Raw genomic sequence first — 25120 nt, 5'->3', positions numbered from 1 at the left:
GCGTGCCGGAATAGCCGTCAGACGGTGTAGAGGATCTTCACCCCGCTGTTGCTCGTCGCCGAGACGGCCGTGCCACGGACACCGGAGCTGAGGTTCCGCCAACCGCTGTTGCTGGCAGCCTCGTGCACCGCGCCCCCGGCCACGGTGTAGACGATCTTCACACCGTTGAGGTTGATCGCCGCCAGGGCGTCGGCGCTGACCCCGGAGATGCCGGAGTTCAGGTTCCGCCAGCCATTGGCGCTGGACGCCTCGTGCACCATCCCCCCGGCCACGGTGTAGACGTACTTCACGCCGTCGACGCTGATCCCGGCCAGGGCGTTGGCGCTGACCCCGGAGATGCCCGTGTTCAGGTTCCGCCAACCGCTGTTGCTGGCCGCCTCGTGCACCGAGCCCCCGGCCACGGTGTAGACGATCTTCACACCGTTGAGGTTGATCGCGGCCAGGGCGTTGGCGCTGACCCCGGAGATGCCGGTGTTCAGGTTCCGCCAGCCATTGGCGCTGGACGCCTCGTGCACCATCCCCCCGGCCACGGTGTAGACGTACTTCACGCCGTCGACGTTGATCACGGCCAGGGCGTTGTTGCTGACCCCGGAGATGCCGGTCCACAGGTTGCGCCAGCCGGTGTCGCTGGACGCCTCGTACACCCGGCCGTCGTTGACGGTGTAGAGCAGCTTGTTCGTGCCCATGACCATCGACGCGGTGGCCGAGCCGGTGATGCCGTTGACCGGCAGCATCTGCCAACCGCTGTGGCTGCCGGACTCGTACACCTGGCGGTTGGTGTTGACCTGCCCGCAGTTCTGGCTGGTCATGTTCCGGGCCGCCGAGGTGGGGCCGGAGATGTACAGCGGACCGGTGTTCGGGCTGCCGTCGGAGGTGATGCCGGAGGCCACGCCGTTGAAGTACGACTCGGTCTTGACCCCGTCGCGCACCTGCTCGTAGTGCAGGTGTGGGCCGGTGGAGTTGCCGGTGCTGCCGACCCGCCCGATCTGCTGGCCGGTCGACACCCACTGCCCGGCGCGGACCATCGGCGTCTCGATCATGTGCAGGTAGAACGTCCGCCAACCGCCGCCGTGGTCGATGATCACGTACCAGCCGCCGCTGTTGCCCCAGCCGGCGAACGTGACGGTGCCGCCGTAGGAGGCGAGGATCGGCCGGCCGTTGCTGGCCCCGCCGGTGAAGGTCAGGTCGATGTCGTAGTCGTCGTGGCCGTAGTAGGTGGCCATCCTCCATGTCTCGCCGCAGGGGACCGGCATCTGGAAGTTGGGCCGGGGGCCGGCCGCCTGGGCCGGCGTGGCCACGACAGCGGTGGTGCCCGCGACCGCGAGCACCGAGGCGCCGGCGGTCGCGAGTGCCAGGCAGGCCGACGTGAGGACGCGGGCGAATAGACCCGTCATTGAGGAGTTCCCTCCGGAATGGGCTACGAGGTAGAAGGATGTCGATCCTAGTGTCGGGACGTCCGAGCCGGAAGATCGACCCAGCCGGCAGGTGCGCTGGGGGCCGATGCGGGCCACACTCGTCGCGGAGCCCCCCGGTCGGGGGCCGCCCAGGGCCAGTACACGCCGCCCGATCCGGCCTCATTCCACTCTGACGACCACCCGTCCGGCCTGGATGTTGGAAGGGGCCGGGCGGATAGTCGCGGGGTCGTCGTCGTGGATCCGGTGCATCCGGCGGCAGTCAGTGGACCTGATGGACCTGGTAACGGCGGTCCGGGTCGAAGGTGATGCCGGTGATGTCGTCGATGACGGCCCAGACGAAGTCCTCGTCCGGCCCCCACTCCGGAAAGGTCAGCCCCTGCTCGACCGGCAGTGGGGCGCCCTCGTTGACCACGGGTTCCCCGTCGGCGTAGACGAGACGCCGGGCCAGGGTGTGCCCGTCGTGATAGGTGAACCCGTAACTGCTGCTGACGCTGGAGAAGACGACCGACAGCGCCCGGCGGCCGGTCAGGTCGATCTCTGTCGTCACGTACACCAGGGATGGGTCCCACAGCTCGTGCCACTGCCCGGTCCGGGCCGTGTAGACGACGCCGTGGCGCAGGCCCGAGGTCGCCTCGTCGCCGTGGACCTCTTCTCCGGTGGCCGTCGCGGCGGAGGTCAGCATGGCGAGCGGGTCGTGGCCGGCGACGAAGACGGCAGAGGTGTTCCAGCCCATGGCGCACAGACTAGGTAGCAACCACCTTGCGCTGCAAAGATCCGTACGGCCGCTGCTCGCCTTCCTCCCGGGCGGACACAGAAGAGCAGGTAGACCCACCCGGGCCACATCGAAAAAGGCCGTTTCCCAGATGGGAAACGGCCTTTTAACCGGGTGGAGCTGAGGGGATTCGAACCCCTGACCCCCTCGATGCGAACGAGGTGCGCTACCGGACTGCGCCACAGCCCCTCCGCCGGCGGACCGGCTTCGGTCCCACCCGGCTTTCACCGGGCGGGCCGGCAGCAAGACTAACAGCACACCCGTCCGCCGAGCGAATCACCCCGCCCGCTCGGCGGATCTTGGTAAGAAACGGCCCCCGGAGGGGCCGAAATCTTCCAAGATCGCCCCGAACATCCGAGCGGGTCAGGCCGTGTGGGAGGTGCGGCCCGACTGGTACGGACGGCCCCGCAGTCCGCCCGTCCGCCGGTACGACACCGAGCCGCCGCTGGCCGCGGGCGGCAGGTCTGCCGGGCGGTCCAGGCCCATCGCCGTGCGGCGTACCGCCTCGCGCTGGGCCGCCAGACGGCGCTGCGCCTCCCGGCGGGCCGCCGCCCGGCGGGCCTGCTCGCGGCGCACCTCGGCCTGCCGGGCGGCCAGCCAGGCCGCCTCCCGGGCCTGCGCCCGCCGCCGCCGCCGCTCGACCAACGCCAGCTTGCGCAGGTGTACGACGTACGTCACCAGCAGCGTCGCGGTGACCGAGAAGCTGATCCAGAACCCGGGGCCGACCACGACCACGCCGATCAGCTCGACGAAGTTGAGCAGCAGCAGGGCGGCCAGCACCCGACGGCGGCGGTAGATCGCCGGGGTGTGCTGGCGACGCCGGGGCGCGGCCCGTCGACGGGACTTCGCCGCCGACGGTACGGCGCTCAGCCGACGCCGTCGGCGGCCCTTGGCCGGCGGCGCTGAGACCGGGGCGGACAGACTACCCGTGTTCACATCCTCGCTCAGAGTGACAACGAGCGATCGGGAAGGGTTGACCGGCCGGCGGCCGGGGACAGTGCGGCCCCGCCGGCGGCGCTGGAGCACCCGCGCCGTCGACTGCGCCCGCTCCGCCACCAGCCGCTCGGTGGCGTCGTACCGACGAACCAGCGCCGGCGCGAGGGCGAGCAGACCGGCGGCGGCGAGGACGGCGAGGAGCACCGAGGTCGGCACCCTCACCCCTCCCGTCACCGAGTTCGGGACAACCGCCGTACAGCCGCAGGATCTTCGACAAATCGCCTTCCTGGCGGTCGAACCTGCGGGCGGGCAACGCTTGCCATAGCTTGCAGTTACTTGAGGTTACGGGCCGCCGACCGTCTTGATTGTGCGCCGCGCCGATCAGGCACAGGTGGGCCGCTTCACCCGGCGGTCGCGCGCAGCCGGTGCCAGCGGGCCAGCAGGCCGCCCTCGGCGGCCACTTCTTCGCTGGTCATGGCGTATCCGATGTGGTCACGCCAGGCACCGTCGATGTGCATGTAACGCACGTGGTACGACTCCTCACGGAAGCCCAGCTTCTCCACCACCCGGCGGGACGGCTTGTTCTCCGGCCGGATGTTCACCTCGATCCGGTGCAGCCCACCCGGGCCGAAGGCGTGATCCACCGCGAGCGCCAGCGCGGTGGGGATGACCCCCTGCCCGGCGACCCGCGAATCCACCCAGTATCCGGCGTACGCGGAGCAGAACGCCCGCCGGACCATGCTGCCGATGTTGAGGTGCCCGACCAGCCGCTCCCGCTCCTGCTCGCGCAGGCAGACCGCGAACGGCATCCCCTCGCCGGTACGCGCCGAACGGCGCTGGTCCCGGTGCACCCAGCGGAATGCGGCCGGCGAGTTCATCTCGTCCCAGCTCCCGGGCAGCACGGACTCCCAGGGGGTCAGCCAGGCCCGGTTGGCGCGGCGCACCTCCGACCAGGCCGCCGCGTCCGAGCGCCGGTACGGCCGCAGCAGTACCGGACCGTCCACGAGCACCGCCGGCCAGCCCGGCGACCGCCCGGCCCGCAACAGGCTCACCGAGTCTGCCTTCCGCTCGCGACTGCGGGGCTCGCAAGCTCACTCCTCGCGCTCACCGAGCCAACCTTCCGCTCACGACTGCGGGGCTCGCAAGCTCACTCCTCGCGCTCACCGTCGCCGGTCCAGCAGGAGGACGTCCACGGTGGAGCCCGCGGCGGCGGCGGTGACCCGCTCGCCGAGCACCATCAGCCCGTTCGCCTCGGCCAACCCGGACAGGGTGAACGGGCCGCCCGACAGTGGCTGGACGGTGTAGCCGCCGCCGCGCCGCTCGGCGACGTGCGCGGGCCGGAACTCGCGCAGCCCGCCGGGGGAGGTGATGGTCTCCAGCAGATGCGCGCGGACGCTCGGCCGGAACACCGGCTCGGCCCCGGCCAGCAGGTTGATGGCGGGGCGGGCCAGCACCTCGAAGCCGATCAGCGCCGCGCCGGGCTCACCGGGAAGACAGACCACCGGCACCTCCTCGGCGCCGACCGTACCGAACCCGAGGGATGTGCCGGGATAGAGGGCCACCTCGGTGAAGGTGACGGGCCCGGCCCGGCCGCCCTCCCGGCGGGACAGGATCCGGCGCACCATGTCGCCCGGCCCGGTGCCGGTGCCGCCGGTGGTGATGATCAGGTCGGCGCGCAGGGTCTGATCCTCCAGCAGCCCGCGCAGCCCCTCCGGGTCGTCGTCGCAGATACCCACCCGGTACGCCAGCGCCCCGACCTCGGCCGCGGCGGCGGTCAGCGCGTGGGAGTTGGCGTCCACCACCTGGCCGGGCTGGCTGCCCCGGCCCACGTCGACCAGCTCGTCGCCGGTGGCCACGACCACCACCCGGGGGCAGGGCCGGACCACCACGTGCCCGATGCCGGTGGCGGCGAACACCGCGACCAGGGCCGGAGAGACGTACGTGCCGGCGCGGGCGAGCAGCGTCCCGGCGGGCAGTTCCTCACCGGCGCGGCGTACCCCGTACCCCCGCTTGGGGGTGCGGAAGATCTCCACGGCGGCCATGCCCTGGTCGGTCCACTCCACCGGCACCACCACGTCGGCGGTGATCGGCAGCGGCGCCCCGGCCGCGACGGAGAAGCAGGAGCCCGGGGTGAGCCGGACCGGACGCCAGCTCGCCGCGCCGAGGTCGCCGACCACGTTCAGCCGCACGGTGCGGGACCCGGACGGGCCGGGGTGGTACCCGGCCGCCCGGCCCGTGCCGGAGAGGTCCTCCCAGCGGGCCGCGTACCCGTCCACGGCCGCCTGGTCGAAGGCCGGGAAGGAGTGCGGCGCGACGACGTCCTCGGCGAGGACGTTGCCGTACGCCTGGGTGAGGTCGAGGTCGAGCGGAGGCAGCGCGCGTAACCTGCGCAGCACGCTGCCCAGGTAGTCGGCGAGCGGCGTCAACTCGTTCGCGGCCGCCTCGGCGTCGGCCGTCGCGGTCATGTATTAGGACCGCCCGACGCGCCTGCGGCGACGAACTCGCCGAGCCACGCGCGGAACTCGGCGCCGAGGTCCTCCCGCTCGGCGGCGATCTGCACCACGGTCTGGAGGTACCCCAGCGGCATGCCGGTGTCGTAGCGGGTGCCCCGGTAGACGATCGCGTGCACCGGCACGCCCTCGGTGCGCAGCAGCTCCATCGCGTCGGTGAGCTGGATCTCCCCGCCGCTGCCCGGCTTCGTCCGCCGGATCGCGTCGAAGATCCGCCCCGGCAGCACGTACCGGCCGAGGACCGCGAGGTTGCTCGGGGCGTCCTCCGGCTTCGGCTTCTCGACCATGCCGGTGACCTTCACGACCTCGCCGACGTCGGTCAGCTCCGGCTCGGCCGGCTCGACGGAGGCGATGCCGTACCGCTTCGTCTCGGCCGGGTCGACCTCGAAGAAGGCCAGCACGACGCCACCGGTGCGGGCCTGAAGCTCCAGCATCGCCGGTAGCAGCGGCTCGGAGGGCTTGACGAACTCGTCGCCGAGCAGCACCGCGAAGGGCTGGTCCCCGACGTGCGACTCGGCGTACCCGACGGCGTGGCCGAGGCCGAGCTGCTCGGGCTGGCGGCAGGTGTAGATCTCGGCCAGTTCGCTGGGCCCGCGCACGGCGGCCAGCCGCTCGGTGTCGCCCTTGGCCTCCAGCCGGGCCTCCAGGTCCGGCCGACGGTCGAAGTGGTCCACCATCGATGTCTTGCCGCGCCCGGTGATCAACAGCACGTCGCCGATGCCGGCCTGGGTGGCCTCCTCGACGATGTACTGGAGCACCGGCCGATCGACCACCGGCAGCAGCTCCTTGGGCACCGCCTTGGTCGCCGGCAGGAACCGGGTGGCCAGGCCGGCAGCGGGAATGACGGCCTTGACGGCGCGGGAACGACCGGTTGCGGCGGCCGGTGAGGGGTTCGCTGAATGCTCCGACATGTCGCGAGACTATCGGCCACGGGCGTGCCGCGACGGGTGAGGACCGGAAGACGCGCCGCCCGGCCCGGACCGCGCCACCGGCACATCGGGCCGCCCGGCGTCCGGGTCGGCCGGGCCGACCGCCGCCGCGACTCGGGCCGGGGACTCCCGCCCGTCGATCGCCGTGCCCGCCCGGGGCAGCCCGTCGGAGGGGCTGGCCGCGGCGGCCGGCACGGCGATCTCCTCCACCAGGGGCCAGGGCCGTGCCTCGGCCAGCCGCCAGATGTCCCGGCCGGCCGCCTTGGCCGCGTACAGGGCGGCGTCGGCGGCGTCGAGAACCTGCTGGCCGGTGGTGGCGTGGTCCGGGTACACGGCGATGCCGACGGAGACGGTCATTCCGATGGTCACCCCGCCGGGCCCGTCCAACGCGACGGGGGTGTCCCGGACGGCCGCGCCGAGCCGCTCGGCCACGATGGTCGCGCCCCGCGCGTCGGTCTCCGGCAGCAGCAGCACGAACTCCTCCCCGCCCTGGCGGAAGGCCAGGTCCACCTCGCGGATCTCGCCCCGGAGCCGGCGGGCGAACTCGGCGAGCACCGCGTCCCCGGCGGCGTGCCCCCAGGTGTCGTTGACCGTCTTGAAGCGGTCCAGGTCGAGCGCGAGGACGCTGAGCATCCGGCCGAACCGGCTGGCCCGCTCCACCTCCCGGCGGATCGACTCGCGCAGGTAGCGGTAGTTCCACAGCCCGGTGAGCGGGTCGGTCAGCGACAGCCGTTGGGCCTCCTCGTGCACCCGGACGTTGTCCACCGCCACGGCCGCGCGCCCGGCGAAGGTGCGCAGGGTGACCAGGTCGTCGTCGTCGAACTCGTCCCCGCCGAGCCGGTCGTAGAGGACCAGCACGCCGAGCGCCGCCGCAGGCTCCGCGCCGGCCCGTTCGGCGAGACCGCCGGGGGTGGCGAAGGGCACCGCGACGTACGTCTCGCAACGCGGCTCCCCGGTCGGTTCGGCCGCCGGATCGACGCGGCCCCGGCACGGCTCACCGGTGGCCGCCACCGCGCCGACCACCCCGCGCCCCACCGGCACCCGCAGCGCCGCCGGGTCTGCGTCGGCGGGCCGCGCCGGGTCGGCGGCGTCCGGCAGCGCCCCGGCGGCAGGCCAGCGCCCGTCCAGCCCCTCGGAGCACCGCCCCACCAGCACCCCGCCGTCGACCAGCAGCACCGCCCCGGCCCGGGCCCCGGTCGCGGCGATCGCGCTGTGCAGGATCACCCGCAGGATGCGTTGCAGGTCGTGGGTGCTGGCCAGGGTGTCGCCGAGCACCGCGAGATGCCCACGTAACTGGTCCCGGCTGCTGGTGAGCGCCTGCACGTACGAGTCGGTCTCCCGGGTCATCCGGTTGAACGCGGCGGCGAGCCGGCCGATCTCGTCACGGCTGCGCACCGGCACCCGGGCGCCCAGGTCGCCACGGGCCACCCGGTCCACCGCGCCGGCCAGCTCGACCAGCGGCCGGGTGGTGACCCGGGCCAACCGCCAGGCCACCGCCACCGCCAGCAGCCCGGCCAGCACCACCGCGCCCACCAGCGCCGCGTACAGGCCGGGGGGCTGCTCGCTGGGCACGGAGAGCACCAGCGGCAGCGGCTGCCCCGGCGACGGGCCCACCCGACGGACGTACCGGCCGTCCACGGTCTCGGTGACCCGGTCCCCGGTGACCTTCCGCGCTGCGGTGAGGACCGCGTCGCGTACCCCTGGGTCCTCGGTGGTGTGCGCGACGCCGCCGGCTGCGTCGTCGAGGAGGGTGACCGCGACGCCGGTGACCGCCGCCAGCCGGGCCACGAAGCCCGGGTCGACCGGCTGGGCCGCGGCGACCGCGCCCAGGTCGACGCCGGCCCGGTCGCGCAGCCCGACCCGCGCGGTGAGGGCGCGGACCGGCCCACCGGCGGGTTCGTCGGCGGAGCAGTCCCGCCAGGGCCCGGCCAGGGCGTCGGGAGTGGTGTAGAGGACGCCGCCGGCCACGTCGGTGACCAGCACGGCGGAGGCCAGGCCCCGGCTCACCACCTGCCCGGCCGCGCCGGGCCGCCCGGCCTGGTCCGCGACGAGGGCGACCGCGTCGGCCGCCGCCCGCAACTGCTGGCAGAGGGCGTCGACCGAGGTACGCACGCTCGCCGCCGCCAGCCCGAGCCGTTCCGCCGAGCGGCTGCGGTCGACGGCCGCCATGGTCGAGCCGACGAGAAGCGCGCCGAGCAGGACCGGGCCGAGCACCACCGCGAGGAAGGCTGCCGTCAACCGCCCGCGTAGCGTCAACGCTTCCCCCCGGAAGTTCCGCGCCCGATGCTAGCGATGCTGACACAGTGCGACCGGGTGGGAAACGTTGCGTCAGGAGTGTTGCGTGCCTGATTTTTCTGATGACGCGGAAGTGGCCCATGCGGCGAAGCGGAGTACCCGGGTCGAACTGCTCGCCCGCCGCCGCGCGCTGCCCGCGTCGGCCCGGGCCGAGGCGGCGGCGCGCGTCCGGGCCGCGCTGGTCGAGGTGGTCCGCCGGCTGCGCCCGACCCGGATGACCGCGTACGTCCCGGTCGGCTCCGAGCCGGGCGGGCCGGAGCTGCCGGAGGCGTTGCGCGCGGCCCTGCCGCCCGGGGCCGAACTGCTGCTTCCGGTGCTGTGCGACGACCTCGACCTGGACTGGGCGGCGTACACCGGCCCCGGCTGCCTGGTCGCGGCCGGGCGGGGACTGCGGGAGCCGAGCGGCCCCCGGCTCGGTCGGGCGGCAGTCGCCGCCGCCCAGCTCGTGGTGGTGCCGGCCCTGGCGGTGGACCGGCACGGGCGACGGCTGGGCCGTGGGGGCGGCTCGTACGACCGGGCGCTGGCCCGGGTCGGCGACAGGACCCTGACGGTGGCCCTGCTGCACGACGGTGAGCTGCGCGAACGCCTCCCCGTCGAGCCGCACGACCGGCCGGTCCGCGCGGTGGTCGGCCCCGGGACGGGGCTGCGTACGCTGACAGGCGGCCTCGGGTCGGTCCCGGCACTTCCGCTGGACGAACCCGGGTCCGATGACGCACCATTGGCACTCGAATGAGCCGAGTGCCAACCGGCCGTGCCAGATCATCCGGAGGAGAACGTGCCCACGTACCAGTACGCCTGCACCGCGTGCGGTCACCAGCTCGAGGCGGTGCAGTCCTTCTCTGACGAGCCGCTGACCGAGTGCCCGGCGTGTGCGGGGCGGCTGCGCAAGGTCTTCAACTCGGTCGGCATCGTCTTCAAGGGCTCGGGCTTCTACCGCACCGACTCCCGCTCCGGGGCCGACCCGGCCAAGAGCGGCTCCGAGAAGCCGGCCAAGTCCGACTCGTCGTCCGGCGACTCCGGGGCGTCGTCGAGCACGTCCGGCGGCTCGACCAGCGAGTCCTCGGGCTCGTCGACCTCGTCCGGGTCGTCGTCCTCAGGCGGCGCGTCCGGGTCGTCGTCCTCGGGCGGCACGCCGAAGGCCCCGGCGGCCAGCGGTTCCAGCTCCTCCTGACCCGGTTTCCTAGCAGATCGCCGCGCCGCGTGGGGGTTGTCCACAGGCGGCCCGGTTGTCCACAGGCCCCGCCCCGACCCGGGCGGGGCCGGCCCTTCCCGTCCTAGCCTGCTGCTCCCGGTGCCGTCACGGCACCGGACGAGGCGGGGTGCCCCGGTGCCACCACGGCACCCGGGGGAGGCGGGAGGACCGGATGGCGATCACCGGGGCGGGCACGGGATCACTGCGGCCGGTGCGCCGGCCCCGGCTTCCAGGACGGTCCACGCTGCTGCGTGCCGCCCTCGTCGCCGCCCTCCTCGGGCTCGCCGCGGCGGTCCTACAGACCCCGGCCGGCTGCCCGCCACCGCCGGGCGGCTCCCACTCCCCCGGCCCGGGCCCGGTGCCGTCCACCGGCGGCCCGCCGTCCGCGCTGCCGCTGCCCGACGGGGCGGTCGGCGTCCCGGTCCGACTGGCCGAACCCGCCGCGCTCGCCGTGGTCCGCCCCGGTGCCCGGGTCGACCTGCTCGCCGTGCCGGCCGACGGCCGGGCCGCCGAGGCCGACCTGCTGGCGTCCCGCGCGCTGGTGCTCGACGTGGTCGGGGCCGGCGCGGCGGACGGCTTTTCGGCGCTCTACCTGGCGCTGCGCCCGGAGCAGGCGCAGCGCGCCGTCGGGCTGCCGGAGGGCAGCCGGTTCGCCATCGTGGTCCGCAGCTGACGCCGAGCGGGACGGGACGGCAGGCGGCGGGGCTCAGGCCCAGTGCGGCGGGCGCTCGGCGAGCAGCCAGTCGTCGTTGCCGCCGGACCGCTCGCCCCAACCCCGGTCGGTGTCGTCGGCCGTCTGCTCGGGCAACACCACGAAGTCGTCGCTCAGCTCGACGGCACGGTCGTCGTCGCCGCGCGCCTGCGTCCCCGGGTCGATGCTCACGAGCGGCAAGAGTACCGGTTCCGGCCCGCGTCCGGTCGGCCACGCGGCCCCGGGGTTGGTAGCGTCGGACGGCGTGACGACGCCCAGCGGTGACCGCCCCGAGGACGACTACTGGCGCCGCCCGCCGGACGCCCCCGGCAACGCCGGCGCGGCCCCCGACCAGGAACGGCCGGCCGGTGCCGCCAGTCCCGGCCCGGCCGGGTACGGCGGGCCGCCGCCCACCACGCCCCCGCCGCCCGGCTGGCGGCCCCCGGTGCACCTGCGGGTGGCGCCGCCCCGGCACCTGCCTCCGCAGGACACGGCCGGGTTGGACGTGGAGGAACAGCGCGCCCAGTGGGTCACCTGGAGCGTCGGCGGGGCCGCAGCGGTGGTGCTGGTCGCCCTGGTCTGCCTGCTCTGCTCCCGGGCGATCTTCTGACCAGGCCGGCTCGCGCACGGACGGACGGACGGTCAGAGGGTGCCGCCCCAGACCGCCTGGGCGCCGGTGTCGCCGGTCAGGTAGACGTAGACCAGCGAGGCCACCCCGAGCACGACCACCACCACGGTCAGCAGCAGGGGCGCCCAGGAGGGCAGCCGGGAGACCCGGTCGTCGTTGCGGGTCACCAGCAGCAGTAGGAGGGCCGCCACGGCGAGGCCGACGGTGAACCAGAGCAACGTCCCGCCGTACTCCGCGTGCTCGTGGACCTGGTCGAGGATCTGCGGCGGGTAGCCCTTCTCCCGCAGCGCATCCTCCAGCGTCTCGCCCGACTCCGTCGCCACCCAGGTGACGATCGGGGTGACCACCGCGAGGGCGGCCACCGCCCAGCCGAACCGGGGGCGCCACCTCGGCAGCAACCCGTAAGCGGCGGCCAGCACGGCAAGCAGCGGAACGAACACCACGGCGGCGTGAATCACCAGAACGTGGCCTGGCAGCCCGTTGATCTCCCTGAACACCCGATACCTCCGAGAGTGGACGCGGCCCGCGGCAGCCAGCGTACGACGATCCGCCGCCACGGCAGTGCTGACGAACGGGTACACGCGCGCGTTGATTGCCCGGTTCAGCCCGCGGCCCGGTCGATGCGGGCTGTGGCCCTGACCACCCGGCCGAGGAGCTTGCTTGTCGCCTGGTGGGGGCCGTGTTGTCATTGACCTCATGTCCGCTGGTGAGAAGCTGCTCCGATCGAGGGGCCTACGGGTCACCCGGCCGCGCCTCGCCGTGCTGGACGTCCTCGCTGCCGGCGGCCACCTGGAGGTCGACGAGATCACCCGCCGGGTGCGGGAACGCCTCGACACCGTCTCCACCCAGGCCGTCTACGACGTCCTCGGCGCGCTGTCCCGGGCCGGGCTGTCCCGCCGGATCGAGCCGGCCGGCAGCCCCGCCCGCTACGAGGCGCGCGCCGGAGACAACCACCACCACGTGGTCTGCCGGGGTTGCGGCGAGATCGCCGACATCGACTGCGCGGTCGGCGCGGCCCCGTGCCTCGACCCGAACATCGCGTACGGCTTCGAGGTGGACGAGGCGGAGGTCACCTTCTGGGGGCTCTGCCCGGCCTGCCAGTCCCGCCGTTCCGCCGACGACTGACACCATCGCCCCCGCCGGCCGGGCTCGGGGCGTGGCACCCTTGGTCGGGTGGACTCCGATGACCTCGGCCTGTTCGGTCCGGGATCGGTCACGTGGAAAGTGCACGAGGAGCCGATCCTGATCGTCGCCGGCCTGCGTTCGCTCTACCTCCAGGCGCTGCATCCCCGGGCCGTCGCCGGGGTGGCGCAGAACAGCGACTACCGCGCCGACTCGTGGGGGCGGCTGGTCCGCACCGCCACGTACGTGGCGACCACCATCTACGGCACCACCGCCGAGGCCGAGGCCGCCGGGGCGCGGGTACGCCGGCTGCACGCCCGGCTGCGCGCCACCGACCCGGCCACCGGGGAGGAGTTCCGCGTCGACGACCCGGAGTTGCTGCGCTGGGTGCACGTGGCCGAGGTGGAGTCGTTCCTCAGCACTGCCCGCCGCGCCGGGCTGCGGCTGACCGACGCCGAGGTGGACGGCTACTACGGCGAGCAGCGCCGGGTGGCAGCCCTGGTCGGGCTGGACCCGGCGGACGTGCCCGGCACCGCCGCGGAGGTGGCGGAGTACTACCGGCGGATCCGACCGGACCTGCGGATCACCCGGGAGGCGGCGGAGACGGCCGTCTTCCTCACCGCTCCGCCGATCCCGTGGAAGCTCAACCTCCCGGCCCGGGTCGGGTTGAGCCTCGGGCCGGCCCGGTTCGCGTACCTCGGCGTCGCCGGCACCGCGTTCGCGCTGCTGCCGCCCTGGGCCCGCCGGATGTACGGCGGGCTGGGGCTGCCGACCACCGAACTGTCGGCCGACCTCAGCGTGCGCGCCCTGCGGCTCGCCCTGGCGGCCCTGCCGCGCCGCTGGCGGGAGGGTCCGTTGCAGCAGGCCGCAAAGGCGCGGGCAGCGGGCGTCGCCGCCTGACGCCCGCCGGTCCTGGCCCGCCTCCACCGCGGCGGCGCGGTGCCGGCCGAGCCGTCAGGCGGCGCGGTGCCGTCAGGCCGTCAGGCGGCGCGGTGCCGGTCAGGCCGTCAGGCGGTCAGGCCGTGCGCTCCATCGCCGCCCAGGGCTCCTTGCCCGGCGTCTGCGAGCCGGTGGGGCAGGTCCGGCGGTAGTCGCACCAGCCGCAGCGCGGCCCGGGCGTGGTGGGGAACGCCTCGTCGGGGTCGGCCCCGTCGGCGACCGCCCGCTCGGCGACCATGGTGTCCCGCGCGGTCTCCTCGGCGCGGGTGAGCTGCCGGGTCAGCGACTCGGCGGTGTGCTCGTGCGCCGCGATGGTCCCCGTGGGCAGGTGGTGCAGCTCCACCCGGTGGCACGGCCGGCGGAACACCCGCTCGGCGGCGTACGCGTAAAGGGCCAGCGCCTGGGAGCCGCGCGCGTCGTCGGCGTCCGTCCCGGCGCGGCCGGTCTTGTAGTCCACGATCACCAGCTCCGGGCCGTCGGGGCCGGGTCGGGAGTCGATCCGGTCGGTGCGGCCGTTGAATGCCAGCACCGCCGTCTTGACCGCCACCACCCGCTCGACGCCGACCGGTTCGGCCTCCGGGTCCAGGGTGGCGACGTAGGACTCCAGCCAGCCCAGCGCCCGCCGGTACGCCTCCCGCTCCTGCTCGTCGTCGCGGTAACCGTCGCGGACCCAGGTGCCCTTCAGCAGCGCGACCAGCGCCTCCGGTCGCCGGCGGTCGGCGGGCAGCGCGTACCAGTTCTTCAGGGCGGTGTGCACGCTCGCGCCGAGCGAGTTGTGCGCCCAGGGCGGGCCCTTCGGCGGCGCCGGCCGGTCGACGTACGAGTAGCGGTAGCGGCGGGGGCAGTCCGCGTACGCGCCGAGCTTGCTGGGCGTGCAGACGAACAGCCGCTCCGGCATGCCGTCGAAGCCGAGCTGCTCGGGCTGGCCGGCGCGGGCCCGGGGGGCCCGTCCGGAGGTGGATCGTCCGGGTGAGGAGGCTCGTCGCACCCCACCGATCCTGCCACCCCGGTACGACGGTCCGCCCGACCCGGTCGGCGGGTCGGGGCAGACGGCGGGCGGCCGGGGGCGGGCCGGGTCAGGCCATGTTCACGTACTGGGTGACGAAGGCGGCGATGGCATCCGCGATGAGCTGCACCGCGATGGCGGCGAGCAGCAGGCCGGCGATCCGGGTGAGCACCTCGATCCCGCCGGGCCGCAGGATCTTGACGATCCCGCCGGAGAAGCGCAGCACGAGCCAGACCGTGAGCATCACCGCGACGATGGCCGCCGCGATGGCGCCGTAGTCGACGGCCCGGTCGGCCTGCTGGACGAAGAGCATGGTCGCCACGATCGCGCCCGGCCCGGCCAGCAGCGGGGTGCCCAGCGGCACCAGGGCGATGTTCGAGGTGGACTGCTGGGTGGGGTCGTCGGCCTTGCCCGTGAGCAGCTCCAGGGCGACCAGGACCAGCAGCAGCCCGCCGGCCGCCTGGAGCGCCGGCAGGTCCACGTGCAGGTAGGCGAGCAGGGTCTGCCCGGCCACGGCGAAGACCACGATCACCCCGAGCGCCAGCGCCACGGCCTGCCACGCCGCCCGGTGCCGGTCCCGGGCCGACAGCGGCCCGGTGAGCGCGAGGAAGATCGGCATCATGCCCGGCGGGTCGACGATGACCAGCAGGGTCACGAAGACCTCGCCGAAGAGCTTGGGATCCACCCGGACACGGTAGCCGCGCGGGTGAAGGCGGATCAGGTCGAAGCGACAGGCGTCACCCCGCCGGCCTCGGCCAGGATCCGCTCGTACACCTCGACGGCCGTGGTGAACGCGCCGAGCTGGACGGTCTTGTGCGTGCCGTGGAAGTCGGACGAGCCGGTGACGAACAGGCCCAGCTCGGCGGCGAGCGCCCGCACGTGCGCCCGCTCGGCGGGCGAGTGGTCCTCGTGGTCGGCCTCCAAGCCGGCGAGACCGGCCGCCGCCAGCTCGACGATCAGCCCGTCCGGCACGATCGGCCCCCGCCGGCTGGCCCTCGGGTGGGCGAGGACCGGTACGCCGCCGGCCGCCCGGACCAGCCGGACCGCCCGGAACACGTCGAGGTCCTCCTTGGGCAGCCGGTAGCGCTCCCCCAGCCAGGCCGACCCGAACGCCTCGATGGTGGTGGTCACCAGCCCGGCCCGGATCAGCGCCTGGGCGATATGCGGCCGGCCCACCGTCCCACCGGCCGCCCCGGCCAGGATCTCCGGCCAGCTCACCTCGACGCCGTCGGCGCGCAGCAGTTCGACGATCCGCTCCCCGCGCACCTCACGGCCGGCCCGCATCCGGGTCAACTCCGCGACCAGCTCCGGGTGGTCCGGGTCGAAGAGGTACGCGAGCAGGTGCAGCGCCACCGCCGGCTCGGCCCCGTACCAGCGGCAGGAGATCTCCGCGCCACGGATCAGGGTCAGCCCGGGAGGCAGCGCCGCCACGGCAGGCGCCCAGCCGGCGGTGGTGTCGTGGTCGGTGATCGCCAGCACGTCCAGTCCGGCGTCGGCCGCGGCCCGGACCAGCTCGTCCGGGGTGAGGGTGCCGTCGCTGGCCGTCGAGTGGGTGTGCAGGTCGATGCGGGCCGCCGGCCCGGGGTGCGCGGTCATCGCCCGACGCTACCCGCCGCCGGCACGGCCCCGGCCAGGGCGGGAGGTCAGGGGATCACGTCGGTGACGACCACCGGCCGGCCGCCCGAATCGACGCCGGCCACGGGGGCGGCGTCGGCCTGCTCCCCGGCGAGCACCCGGTCGGTGCGCACCTGCACGAGCCAGCCGCGCCCGTCGACGTACCCGGCGGTCCGGGTCGGGGTCCAGGCCGCCGCGCCGGCCACCGCCGGACCGGCTCGGCGGGCCACCGGCGTCCCGTCGAGGGTGGCCAGGTCGACCAGGAGCGCCCCGGTGGCCTTCGACGCGCCGGTGCGGCCGTTGGCCAGCAGCCAGCGCCCGTCGGCGGAGACCACGCCGAACCCGTCGGCGTCGAGGACCGGCCCGCAGGCGGTACGGGTCACGGCGAGGTTCCGGGCGGGGTCGAGCAGCGCCAGGCAGGGCCGGCCGGGCGTACCGGTGGTGACCACGCCGATCGCCCGGCCGTCCGGCAGCGTCCCGTGGACGGCTAGGACGTCGTCCCCGGTCCCGGCGGAGAGCCCGCCCGCGGCCGGTCGCCACACCGCGTACCCGGGACGGCTGGGGTCGAGGCGCACGAGGACGGCGTCGCCGACGAAGCCGACCGGGACGGACGGCCCACGGGCCGGCGTGCTGGTGACCGCGACCAGCCGGTCGCCGACGATTCCGGCGAGGGTGATCCGGTCCCCGTCCCGCCAGGCCACCTGCCGGCCGGTGGTGGCGACGGCAATGGCCTCCGCGCCCGCGAGGAGCGCCTGGCTGCTGCCGTCCGGCCGCACGGAGAGCAGGGTCCGGCCCGCCGCGGTCGGACCGCTCACCACCAGCCAGCCGCCCTGGTCGGGGATGCGTTGGGCCCGGTCGACCGCGCCCAGCCCGAGCGGGATGCTCTCGCCCCGGGTGGTGCGCAGGGTCGTGCCGACGATCAGGTCAACGGCGGTGCCGCCCGGGCCGGGGAGCGGTCGGGCGGACCCGGCCGACGGGCTCGCCACCAGGTGCGTGGTCGGGCTGGCGGTGGCCCCACGCGGGTCGCCGAGCACCACCGTCGGGGTGGTCGGGTGGCCCGCCTGCGCACCGAACTGTGCCATGCCGGCACCGACCAGCGCGGTGGTCGCCCCGGCGAGGGCGATGCCGGTCAGGGTGCGGCGGCGACGAGTGCGGTTGGCGCGCCGGATGGCCAGCCCGGCCGGGTCCACTGCGAGGGGTCGGAGCGTGGCGGCCTGCCGGGACAGGGTCTCCCGGACCGCGCGCTCCAGCTCCTCTGTCGGCACATCCATTGGACGCCCGGGGCCCCTCGTCCGGTTGTCAGCGGGGATCGGCACGCCGCTCACCGCCTCTCCGCGCCGACGGCCCGGGTCGACGCCCCGACGGCGTCGGCGACCGGCGGGGTGGGTGCGGCCACCGGCGCCGAGTCCTTCGGGTGGCCGCTGCGGCGTGGGGCCCCGGCGGCACGTTGGGCATCGGCCGGCACGCGGGACGAGGCGGGCGCGGGCACGCGGGACGGCTCCCCGGCCGGGGCGGGACGGAGCGGCGGCGTCCGGGACGCGCCGGGGCGCGGCCCGGCGCGGCCCGGGACGGGGGCGTCGGACGCCGCAGCCCGGGACGGGCGACGCGGCGCCTCCCGGCCGGCGGACCGCGCCGACCCGGGCAGGTCGGGCAGGTCGAGGGCCGCCTGCTCGCCCAGTCGGCGGCGCAGGGTGGCCAGCGCCCGGGACGTCTGGCTCTTCACCGTTCCCGGGGAGATCTCCAGCAGCGCGGCGGTCTGCGCCTCCGACATGTCCTCGTAGAAGCGCAGCACCAGCACCGCCCGTTGCCGGCTGGGCAGCGCCCTGAGGTGCCGCCAGAGCACGTCCCGGTCGAGCTGCTGCTCGATCTCGTCGGTCCCGGCCCGCTCGGGCAGCACCTCCGTCGGCCGTTCCCCGTGCCAGCGTCGCCGCCACCAGCTCGTCGAGGTGTTGACCATGACCCGGCGGGCGTACGGCTCGATCGCGTCGATCCCGCCGAGCCGCCGGCAGGCCAGGTACGTCTTGGTCAGGGCCGTCTGGAGCAGGTCCTCGGCCGTGGCCCAGTCCCCGGTGAGCAGGTACGCGGTGCGCAGCAGGGCACCGGAACGGGCCTCGACGAACTCACGGAAATCCTCCTCCAGCGGGTCCCTACCGGCCACGCCCACCTCCCGCCGCGCCCCCGTGCCCTGCTGGCAGGCTGCCACGCCGGGGCGCGTCGGTCGACGGCGATTGGTGCCTTGTTCTCCGATGTTCGGACGGAATTGTCAGGCGCCGTCGTCGGCCTTGGCCTCGTCCGCCTCCTTGCCCAACCGCGCCTCGACTGCCTGCGGCTCGTACATCTCCTCGACGACGCGCAGGTAGAGCTCGTTGGGGTTGGGCAGGTTCTTGATCTCGCGGAGCGCCTGGTCCTGGCCGGCGGACTCCAGCACGAAGGTGCCGTAGTTGAGCGCGCGGCCGGTCGGGCTCTGCTCGTATTTCATGTCGGTGACCCGGGCCAGGGGCATCATCGCGACCTTGCGGGTGATGATGCCGTTGACGACCATCACCCGCTTGTTGGTCAGGATGAAGCGGTCGTACCACCAGTCGGCGACCCGCCAGGCGACCCAGCCCATCACGGCGAACCAGAGCAGCACCGCGATGGTGGTCAGCGCGCCCACGTCCCGCCCGGCGAGGAAGCCGGAGAGGTAGCCGAGGACGAAGGTCGCGGCGATGCCCACCAGGATCGGCGTGGTGAGGTGGATCCAGTGCCGCTTCCACTCGCCCCGGTACCGCTCGGTGGGGAAGAGGTAGCGGGCGACGAGCGAGCTGGGCTCGTCCTCCAGCGGGAGGACCCGCCGGGGGCCCAGCGGCATGCCGGAGGCGTCGACCCGCAGGCCGGCCAGCTCCTCCTCGGAGATCTGCGGCGCCTGGTAGCCGGCCTCGGGGTCGCGGACCCAGGCACGCCCGGAGCGCTCCTCGCCCGCGTACGGACCGTCGCCGTAGCCGACGTCGTCGGAGAACGGGGGGCCGTCTGAGGGACCAGAACGGGAACCCGGCACGTCGTCGGGCCGGACCCGGGGAATCGGCTCCGTGTCTCGCTCCCGGCGCCCCCGGTCGGGGTCGTCGGGATCGAAGGGGGGGCCGGAGGGGCTTCCCATCGGCGGCTAGGCGATGAGGCTGGTGAAGAAGTCGCCGAAGCCTTGGGCGATGTCCATGATGCCGCCACCGATCGACTTGAAGACGTCTGCGGCCGAGTTCGGCCGGTAGGCGACAAAGAAGATCAAGAATGCGATACCGGCCCAGGTGAGGACCTTCTTGACCATGGCGGGCCATCCTCTCGCGCTGGCGCCGGGTCCATTTACCGCAGCGGCACCCAGAGTATCAGTAAGGTGTCGTACAGTGAATCTTTGCGTCCGTTCCCCGACAGAACGGGAGACTTGTCAGGCCTTCCCGTGCAGGTACGGGGACGGTGCGCCGTACACGAGCTCGGACGGCGTCCACTCCGTGAGGTCGCGCAACTCCACGTCCTCGGCGAGCAGATGCCCCGCACTCGCCGGCCAGGCTATCGCATGGAGCCACATTCCCCGAGCCTCGCCGGCGTACGCGCTTCGATCTGTCGGAGAATTCACGAGCCACAGTGGAGTCGGATGGCCGGCCACCCGGATCCTGGCCTGTCCGATGTGCTCCGGATGCCCGGGGCCGGGTTCGTTCAACGCCTCGGCGAGTTGCGGGCCCGGATCGGGGCCCGCCAGCCCGGCCAGCCGGGTGCCCAGGCCCACGCCCGGCTCCTCGGCCACGAAGACCAGATCGGCGGGGCCGCCGCCGAGCGGCTCGGGACCGGCGCAGGCGATCGCGGTGGCCCGTACCCCGGTCCGCTCGTCGCCCGCGTACGCCACGCCCGTCAGGGTCCAGCCGGGCGGCAGTGGCCAGGGGCACCACACCGGCGTGGCCGGCTCCGCCCCGGGCGCGGCGGCGGCGACCCGGTCCACCACGCTGGCCATGATCTCCGCGCCGATGTTCTCGGGCACGTGCAACGGTGGCACCGGGCCGCAGCGCAGGCACCGCCATTCGGTGTGCATGAGGTCCGGCTCCCGCACGGATCCACCACACCTCGGACAACTCACCGTGACACTCACGTTTCCACCGTCACCCCGGACGGCCGGGCAGTCAAGTCGAGCGGCCGTTTCCCCGGCGCGTCGGGGCGGGATTCCACCGACCGTGCCCGACCGCGGCGCAGGGTCACCGGGCCGGCGCCCCGCCCGGATCCGGGCGGCGGACCGGTGTGGACACCGGCTCAGTCGGGCGGCGGGCCGGCGTAGGCCCGGACCCACGCGTGCATCGCGATGCCGCTGGCCACCCCGGCGTTGATCGATCGGGTCGAGCCGTACTGGGCGATCGAGAAGAGCTGGTCACAGGCCGTCCGGGCGGTCTCGGAAAGCCCCGGGCCCTCCTGGCCGAAGAGCAGCACGCAGCGGCGCGGCAGGGTGGTCGTCTCCAGCGGTCGGGAGCCGGGCAGGTTGTCGATGCCGACCACCGGCAGGTCCCGCCCCACCGCCCAGGCGACGAACTCGTCGATCGTCTCGTGGTGCCGGACGTGCTGGTACCGGTCGGTCACCATGGCACCGCGCCGGTTCCACCGCCGCCGCCCGACGATGTGCACCTCGGCGGCGAGGAAGGCGTTGGCGTTGCGGACCACCGTGCCGATGTTGAAGTCGTGCTGCCAGTTCTCGACGGCCACGTGGAAGTCGTGCCGGCGCCGGTCGAGGTCGGCGACCACGGCCTCCCGCCGCCAGTACCGGTACCGGTCCACCACGTTGCGCCGGTCGCCCTCGGACAGTAGCTCCGGGTCGTACCGGGGGTCGTCCGGCCGGTCGCCGGGCCACGGCCCCACGCCGACTTCGAGCTGGTCACCCGTCACGGTCTGAAGAGGGTACGGTCCGCCCGCCGGCCGCCGGCCGTGGGGTGCCCGCGGGGCCGGTCGCGGGCCGGCGGGGACGGCGGCCTGATCAGCCCAGGTCGAGCGCACCGCAGAGCCGGTCCAGGAAGCGCCGGTCGGCCGGAGCGGTGGGCACGTCCGCCGGGGCCGGGACCCCGCCGACGGTGACCCGGCAGACCCGGGCCGCCACCGACTGCACCCACTGCCGGTACGCGGCCGAGTCGGCGGGGTCGGCCCGGCGGCGCAGCACCCGCACCGAGGCCCGGCAGGCGGCCAGCAGATCGACGAGGTCGGTGAGCCGGCCGGCCGGGGCGGGTGCCCCGTCGTGTCGGGCGTAGATGGCGGCCACCACGGCACGGACCAGGTCGCTGTCGGAGGCACGGCCCGCCGCCACGGCGTCCAGGCCGGCGAGCCCGGCGACGACGCCCCGCGCCGGGCGTCCGGGGGCGGGCGTGGCGGCGGCGACGAGCACGCGGCCGGGCAGCCCGGTCAGCAGATCCCACTCGGCGGCGGAGTAGACGGCGGTGGTCAGCGGTGCGGCGCGGCGGCCGGCAGAGGGCGGCTCTCCGGCGACGGAGTGGCTCATGGGGACCTCCGGCGCCAGCATAAGCCTCCGACCAGGGAAAGGGCCCCAACCCGCGGAAGAGGGCGGGAGGGGCCCGATGCCGGACGGGAGGGTCAGCGCGGCTCGGGGAAGCTCGGCCGCTCCGGGTCGACGCCCTCTCCGACGGCGTTGGCCGCGTACTCCCGCTTGGGGACCATCACCCGGCGGCGGAAGACGCAGACCATGGTGCCGTCCTGCTTGTAACCGCGGGTCTCCACGGAGACGACCCCCCGGTCGGGCTTCGAGCCGGATTCGCGCTTGTCCAGCACGGTGGTCTCGCCGTAGATGGTGTCGCCGTGGAAGGTCGGGGCCACGTGCCGCAGCGACTCGACCTCGAGGTTCGCGATGGCCTTGCCGCTGACGTCGGGGACGGACATGCCGAGCAGCAGGGAGTAGATGTAGTTGCCGACCACCACGTTGCGCTGGAACTGGCTCGCCGACTCGGCGTAGTGGGCGTCCAGGTGCAGGGGGTGGTGGTTCATGGTGAGCAGGCAGAAGAGGTGGTCGTCGTACTCGGTGACGGTCTTGCCCGGCCAGTGCCGGTAGACCGCGCCGACCTCGAACTCCTCGTAGTAGCGGCCGAACTGCATCGATGTCCCCTTAACGGCGGCGACAGAGTTCGGGCCAGCATGCCTTATCGAGTGTTAAGGCGGGGGCCGAGGCCGGCCGGCCGAGGAAATGTCACACCGGCGGCGGCACTTGGGGGGAGACGCAATGAGCGGCGGGGCCCTCCCCGGCACCCGCCGCCCACGCTCTGATGCGACAGATTCTGCCGTACGGCGGTGCCAAACGAACAGAGACCGACGTCACATTTATCTTTTCGTAACAATACTCTGCGTGACCGTCAACCGGTTCCGGAGCGATCTCCGCAGGTCGGATCGGCGCTAGTCAGGCATCAGATCACCAGCGCAGTGCCGCCGCCTGGGCAGACGATCGTGGAAGCGCTCCCATCACGGCTCGTCACGCAAATGCGTCATGCATGTGCATGCCACACGCCGGGGCCGACAGATGCGGATCGATGCCCCGGGCTCCCTCCCCGCCGGCCTGCGGGTTTCGGCACCGGTCGGCCGGGAATTCGTGGGTACCCGTCCTGGTTTCAGGAGGCGTAGTTGATTCCTCGGTGATCGGAGAGTGCAAATGGCAACCGTTGAGCTGACCACGGGGAACTTCGACGAGGTGGCGGGCAGCGACGGCATCGTCCTCGTCGACTTCTGGGCCGAGTGGTGCGGCCCGTGCAAGCGGTTCGCCCCGGTCTACGAGCGCTCCTCCGAGAAGCACCCGGCCATCGTCTTCGGCAAGGTCGACACCGAGGCGCAGCAGGAACTGGGCGCCAAGTTCGACATCCGCTCCATCCCGACGATCATGGCGATCCGGGACGGCGTGATCGTCTTCTCCCAGCCCGGCGCCCTGCCCGAGTCCGCCCTGGAGAACCTCATCGAGCAGGTTCAGGGCCTCGACATGGACGACGTCCGCAAGAAGCTGGCCGAGCACAACCACTGAACCGACCACCGCGACGGCCGGGCCCCCGGGCCCGGCCGTCGTCGCGTCCCGGGTAGGGCCGTCGCCGGGACCGGTCGTCGCGGTGGTCGGAAAGTACCGTTACGGCCGGTGCCGACCGGCCGACGGAGGGACCCCTGCCAGCCGATCCATCCCGTATGGTCCTGAACCGATGGAGACGTTGACCCGGCGTGGCCGGGCGGTCCGGCTGGGCGCGACCGCGCTCGGCCTCGCCATGCTGCTCGCCGGCACGGCCTGGGGCAGCGACGACCACTTCCCGTTCGGCCCGTTCCGGATGTACTCCACCTCGGACCCGCCCGACGCCCCCGCCCCGGACACCCGCGTCGAGGGCGTGGACCGCACCGGCGCGGTGGTCGACCTGGGCCAGGACGCCACCGGCATCCGCCGCGCCGAGATCGAGGGCCAGCAGAGCCGGTACGTCGCCGAGCCGGACCGGCTGCGCCAGGTCGCCGACGCGTACGCCGAGCGCCACCCCGACGCCGCCGGGCTCGTCGAGGTGCGCATCGTGATCCGCTGGTACGGCATCGAGGGCGGCCGGCCGACCGGCCGCTGGGCCGACGAGACGGTGGTCAGCTGGCAGGCGGACCGGTGATCGGCTGGCTGACCGAGGCGGTCCCGCGCGGCCGGGTGGCCGCCTTCCGCACCCTGATCTACCTCTTCGTGGCCGCCGACCTGGTGTTCTTCACCCCCTGGGTGCGCACCCGGGCCAGCGTGCCCGGCGAGCTTTACCAGCCACTGCTCGTCGGGCGGGCGCTCCCGCTGCCCACCCCCACCCCGGCGCTGGTCGCCGCGATCTTCTGGGCCCTGCTGCTCCTCGCCGCGCTCGCCGCGACGGGGCGCGCCCACCGGCTGCTCGGCTGGTCGGTCTTCGCGCTCTACCTGCAGTGGATGATCATCGCGATGAGCTACGGCAAGGTCGACCACGACCGGTTCGGCCTGCTCGTCGCGCTCGCCGTGCTCCCCGCCGCCGGGCGGGCCCGGCACGGCGACCCGACGCGCACCGAGGCCGGCGGCTGGGCGCTGCGAGTCACCCAGATCGCGGTGATCTGCACGTATTTTCTGGCCGCGTTCGCCAAGTTCCGGTTCGGCGGGCTCGACTGGGCCACCGGCTCGGTGCTGGCTCGGGCGATCATCCGGCGCGGCACCGACCTGGCCGACCTGATCGCCGGGGTGCCGTACCTGCTGCTCGTGGCGCAGTTCGGCATCCTCGCCTTCGAGCTGCTCAGCCCGGTGGTCTTCCTGCTGTCCGAGCGCTGGCGGCAGGCCATGATCGGCTTCTTCTACTCGTTCCACCTGGTCACCATGGCGACGATCACCATCTCGTTCGCGCCGCACCTGGTGGCGATGGCCGGCTTCCTGCCGCTGGAGCGGGTGCGCCCGGTGCTCTGGGCCCGACGGCTCGGCGGGCGCCGCCGACCCGGCCCGCGCGGGAACGGCGGATCGGAGCCGGCGCAGGCGGCCCCGGCCACGGCCAGTCCGGGTCAGGCGTCCGTGGTGGGCCGGCCGGCCGGCCCGTAGAGCCGCTCCCGCGCCTCCTGGGGCAACGAGCACGCGGCGGTGCCGCCCGGCAGCCGGTGCCGGTTGCGGGCCACCCAGCGGTACGCCGGCCAGGCCGCCGCGAGGACCGGCGGGAACCGCAGGCCGGCCCCGGCCACCCGCCAGAGCGGACCGCTGTCGCCGAGCAGCCTGGCGATCGCGTCCGGGCCGGCGGCCCGGGAGCCGTCCGCGCCGACCCACTGCACGGCCTCCTCGCACGCGGCCTCCGTCAGGCCCAGCGCTTCGAGGTCGGCGAACTGCCAGGGCAGCACCCGCGCCCCGGTGGGGATGCGGTGCTCGATGAACTGGGCGCACTTCGTGCAGAACGCGCAGTCGCCGTCGTAGACGAAGGTCGACGTCTCCATGGCTCCATCCTCCCCCGGCCGGATGACCGCCGGGGTTCTGGTGTCCGGTAGGTCACTTGCGCTTATTTCGCACACGTGTTCGAATAATGGCCATGCGCTGGGACAACCTCTCCGCTCCCCCGGACGAGGGCGGT

30 protein-coding genes and 1 tRNA gene are annotated in these 25120 nt (G+C 74.2%); 9 read left to right on the top strand and 22 right to left on the bottom strand.

Translation table 11 applies throughout. The features are described 5' to 3' along the window. Window positions 1-17: 17 nt before the first annotated feature. The 8 genes from ACFYZF_RS13400 to ACFYZF_RS13365 form a co-directional block, all read right to left on the bottom strand. Window positions 18-1394: a M23 family metallopeptidase gene (locus tag ACFYZF_RS13400; RefSeq protein ID WP_387019513.1), complete on the bottom strand. Its 1377-nt coding sequence runs from the start codon at window positions 1392-1394 to the stop codon at window positions 18-20. Window positions 1395-1674: 280 nt separating this feature from the next. Further along, the gene (locus ACFYZF_RS13395; RefSeq protein ID WP_387019510.1) at window positions 1675-2148 is read right to left on the bottom strand and encodes a hypothetical protein; all 474 of its coding nucleotides are present in this window, start codon (window positions 2146-2148) and stop codon (window positions 1675-1677) included. Window positions 2149-2302: 154 nt separating this feature from the next. Continuing rightward, a tRNA-Ala gene (locus ACFYZF_RS13390) sits at window positions 2303-2376 on the bottom strand. A gap of 174 nt (window positions 2377-2550) precedes the next feature. Beyond that, on the bottom strand, window positions 2551-3345 hold the full coding sequence (locus tag ACFYZF_RS13385) for a hypothetical protein (RefSeq protein WP_387019508.1): 795 nt from the start codon (window positions 3343-3345) through the stop codon (window positions 2551-2553). A 179-nt stretch (window positions 3346-3524) separates the two neighbouring features. Further along, window positions 3525-4175: a GNAT family N-acetyltransferase gene (locus ACFYZF_RS13380; RefSeq protein ID WP_387019505.1), complete on the bottom strand. Its 651-nt coding sequence runs from the start codon at window positions 4173-4175 to the stop codon at window positions 3525-3527. A gap of 108 nt (window positions 4176-4283) precedes the next feature. Then, a complete protein-coding gene (glp, locus tag ACFYZF_RS13375; RefSeq protein WP_387019502.1) occupies window positions 4284-5588 on the bottom strand; it encodes a gephyrin-like molybdotransferase Glp in 1305 nt (434 codons plus the stop codon). Further along, window positions 5585-6544 carry a UTP--glucose-1-phosphate uridylyltransferase gene (locus tag ACFYZF_RS13370; protein ID WP_350883790.1) on the bottom strand — a complete coding sequence of 320 codons (960 nt, stop codon included), beginning with the start codon at window positions 6542-6544 and terminating at the stop codon, window positions 5585-5587. The genes glp and ACFYZF_RS13370 overlap by 4 nt, the downstream gene beginning before the upstream one ends. A gap of 9 nt (window positions 6545-6553) precedes the next feature. Further along, window positions 6554-8818, bottom strand: coding sequence for a diguanylate cyclase (locus ACFYZF_RS13365; protein ID WP_387019499.1), 2265 nt, complete (start codon window positions 8816-8818; stop codon window positions 6554-6556). Window positions 8819-8903: 85 nt separating this feature from the next. Here ACFYZF_RS13365 and ACFYZF_RS13360 point away from each other — a divergent pair, with 85 nt between their 5' ends. From ACFYZF_RS13360 to ACFYZF_RS13350, 3 genes are all read left to right on the top strand, one after another. After that, a complete protein-coding gene (locus ACFYZF_RS13360; protein ID WP_387019496.1) occupies window positions 8904-9590 on the top strand; it encodes a 5-formyltetrahydrofolate cyclo-ligase in 687 nt (228 codons plus the stop codon). Between the two features lie 42 nt (window positions 9591-9632). Beyond that, window positions 9633-10028 carry an FmdB family zinc ribbon protein gene (locus ACFYZF_RS13355; protein WP_387020367.1) on the top strand — a complete coding sequence of 132 codons (396 nt, stop codon included), beginning with the start codon at window positions 9633-9635 and terminating at the stop codon, window positions 10026-10028. Between the two features lie 193 nt (window positions 10029-10221). Next, complete coding sequence (locus ACFYZF_RS13350) at window positions 10222-10722, top strand: flagellar biosynthesis protein FlgA (protein ID WP_387019493.1); 501 nt, start codon at window positions 10222-10224, stop codon at window positions 10720-10722. A gap of 33 nt (window positions 10723-10755) precedes the next feature. Here ACFYZF_RS13350 and ACFYZF_RS13345 read toward each other — a convergent pair whose 3' ends face one another. Then, window positions 10756-10941, bottom strand: coding sequence for a hypothetical protein (locus ACFYZF_RS13345; RefSeq protein WP_350883799.1), 186 nt, complete (start codon window positions 10939-10941; stop codon window positions 10756-10758). Window positions 10942-11005: 64 nt separating this feature from the next. Here ACFYZF_RS13345 and ACFYZF_RS13340 point away from each other — a divergent pair, with 64 nt between their 5' ends. Beyond that, on the top strand, window positions 11006-11350 hold the full coding sequence (locus ACFYZF_RS13340) for a hypothetical protein (RefSeq protein WP_387019490.1): 345 nt from the start codon (window positions 11006-11008) through the stop codon (window positions 11348-11350). A gap of 32 nt (window positions 11351-11382) precedes the next feature. Here ACFYZF_RS13340 and ACFYZF_RS13335 read toward each other — a convergent pair whose 3' ends face one another. Next, a complete protein-coding gene (locus ACFYZF_RS13335; protein ID WP_387019487.1) occupies window positions 11383-11865 on the bottom strand; it encodes a DUF2231 domain-containing protein in 483 nt (160 codons plus the stop codon). A gap of 199 nt (window positions 11866-12064) precedes the next feature. Between ACFYZF_RS13335 and ACFYZF_RS13330 the strand changes: the two genes are divergently transcribed. Both ACFYZF_RS13330 and ACFYZF_RS13325 read left to right on the top strand, forming a co-directional pair. Further along, window positions 12065-12493: a Fur family transcriptional regulator gene (locus ACFYZF_RS13330; RefSeq protein WP_387019484.1), complete on the top strand. Its 429-nt coding sequence runs from the start codon at window positions 12065-12067 to the stop codon at window positions 12491-12493. A 48-nt stretch (window positions 12494-12541) separates the two neighbouring features. Further along, window positions 12542-13390, top strand: a complete 849-nt coding sequence (locus ACFYZF_RS13325; RefSeq protein ID WP_387019481.1) for an oxygenase MpaB family protein — start codon at window positions 12542-12544, stop codon at window positions 13388-13390. A gap of 115 nt (window positions 13391-13505) precedes the next feature. On the opposite strand, the gene ACFYZF_RS13320 is transcribed toward ACFYZF_RS13325, so the two are convergent. From ACFYZF_RS13320 to ACFYZF_RS13270, 11 genes are all read right to left on the bottom strand, one after another. Next, the gene (locus tag ACFYZF_RS13320; RefSeq protein WP_387019478.1) at window positions 13506-14417 is read right to left on the bottom strand and encodes a RecB family exonuclease; all 912 of its coding nucleotides are present in this window, start codon (window positions 14415-14417) and stop codon (window positions 13506-13508) included. An 88-nt stretch (window positions 14418-14505) separates the two neighbouring features. Then, entirely contained in the window at window positions 14506-15120 is a 615-nt protein-coding gene (locus ACFYZF_RS13315) for a MarC family protein (protein WP_387019476.1), read from the bottom strand. Window positions 15121-15152: 32 nt separating this feature from the next. Continuing rightward, complete coding sequence (locus tag ACFYZF_RS13310) at window positions 15153-16031, bottom strand: PHP domain-containing protein (RefSeq protein ID WP_387019473.1); 879 nt, start codon at window positions 16029-16031, stop codon at window positions 15153-15155. 47 nt (window positions 16032-16078) lie between these two features. Beyond that, window positions 16079-17320 (bottom strand): hypothetical protein, encoded by a 1242-nt coding sequence (locus ACFYZF_RS13305; protein ID WP_387019470.1) that lies wholly within the window; start codon window positions 17318-17320, stop codon window positions 16079-16081. Window positions 17321-17370: 50 nt separating this feature from the next. Continuing rightward, a complete protein-coding gene (locus tag ACFYZF_RS13300) occupies window positions 17371-18207 on the bottom strand; it encodes a SigE family RNA polymerase sigma factor (protein ID WP_387019467.1) in 837 nt (278 codons plus the stop codon). 105 nt (window positions 18208-18312) lie between these two features. Continuing rightward, window positions 18313-19185 (bottom strand): PH domain-containing protein, encoded by an 873-nt coding sequence (locus ACFYZF_RS13295; RefSeq protein WP_387019466.1) that lies wholly within the window; start codon window positions 19183-19185, stop codon window positions 18313-18315. A gap of 6 nt (window positions 19186-19191) precedes the next feature. Further along, complete coding sequence (locus ACFYZF_RS13290) at window positions 19192-19350, bottom strand: hypothetical protein (protein ID WP_165878125.1); 159 nt, start codon at window positions 19348-19350, stop codon at window positions 19192-19194. A gap of 117 nt (window positions 19351-19467) precedes the next feature. Beyond that, window positions 19468-20151 (bottom strand): DUF6758 family protein, encoded by a 684-nt coding sequence (locus ACFYZF_RS13285; RefSeq protein WP_387020365.1) that lies wholly within the window; start codon window positions 20149-20151, stop codon window positions 19468-19470. Window positions 20152-20321: 170 nt separating this feature from the next. Then, window positions 20322-20945 (bottom strand): TrmH family RNA methyltransferase, encoded by a 624-nt coding sequence (locus tag ACFYZF_RS13280; RefSeq protein ID WP_387019463.1) that lies wholly within the window; start codon window positions 20943-20945, stop codon window positions 20322-20324. 88 nt (window positions 20946-21033) lie between these two features. Further along, window positions 21034-21570 (bottom strand): hypothetical protein, encoded by a 537-nt coding sequence (locus tag ACFYZF_RS13275; protein ID WP_387019460.1) that lies wholly within the window; start codon window positions 21568-21570, stop codon window positions 21034-21036. A 71-nt stretch (window positions 21571-21641) separates the two neighbouring features. Continuing rightward, window positions 21642-22157, bottom strand: coding sequence for a MaoC family dehydratase (locus tag ACFYZF_RS13270; protein ID WP_387019458.1), 516 nt, complete (start codon window positions 22155-22157; stop codon window positions 21642-21644). A gap of 547 nt (window positions 22158-22704) precedes the next feature. Between ACFYZF_RS13270 and trxA the strand changes: the two genes are divergently transcribed. The 3 genes from trxA (at window position 22705) to ACFYZF_RS13255 (ending at window position 24603) form a co-directional block, all read left to right on the top strand. Then, complete coding sequence (gene trxA, locus ACFYZF_RS13265) at window positions 22705-23067, top strand: thioredoxin (protein WP_387019455.1); 363 nt, start codon at window positions 22705-22707, stop codon at window positions 23065-23067. Between the two features lie 169 nt (window positions 23068-23236). Then, window positions 23237-23677 carry a hypothetical protein gene (locus ACFYZF_RS13260; RefSeq protein ID WP_387019453.1) on the top strand — a complete coding sequence of 147 codons (441 nt, stop codon included), beginning with the start codon at window positions 23237-23239 and terminating at the stop codon, window positions 23675-23677. Further along, window positions 23674-24603: an MFS transporter permease gene (locus ACFYZF_RS13255; RefSeq protein ID WP_387019450.1), complete on the top strand. Its 930-nt coding sequence runs from the start codon at window positions 23674-23676 to the stop codon at window positions 24601-24603. The genes ACFYZF_RS13260 and ACFYZF_RS13255 overlap by 4 nt, the downstream gene beginning before the upstream one ends. Here the strand turns inward: ACFYZF_RS13255 and ACFYZF_RS13250 are convergent. Next, the gene (locus tag ACFYZF_RS13250; RefSeq protein WP_387019447.1) at window positions 24567-24986 is read right to left on the bottom strand and encodes a thiol-disulfide oxidoreductase DCC family protein; all 420 of its coding nucleotides are present in this window, start codon (window positions 24984-24986) and stop codon (window positions 24567-24569) included. The genes ACFYZF_RS13255 and ACFYZF_RS13250 overlap by 37 nt on opposite strands. Window positions 24987-25120: the final 134 nt, after the last annotated feature.

It is taken from the genome of Micromonospora sp. NPDC001898, assembly GCF_042891255.1.
Taxonomy (GTDB): domain Bacteria; phylum Actinomycetota; class Actinomycetes; order Mycobacteriales; family Micromonosporaceae; genus Micromonospora.
The sequence above is the reverse complement of the archived record's forward strand: the minus strand, read 5'-3'. Positions and strand labels throughout refer to the sequence as shown.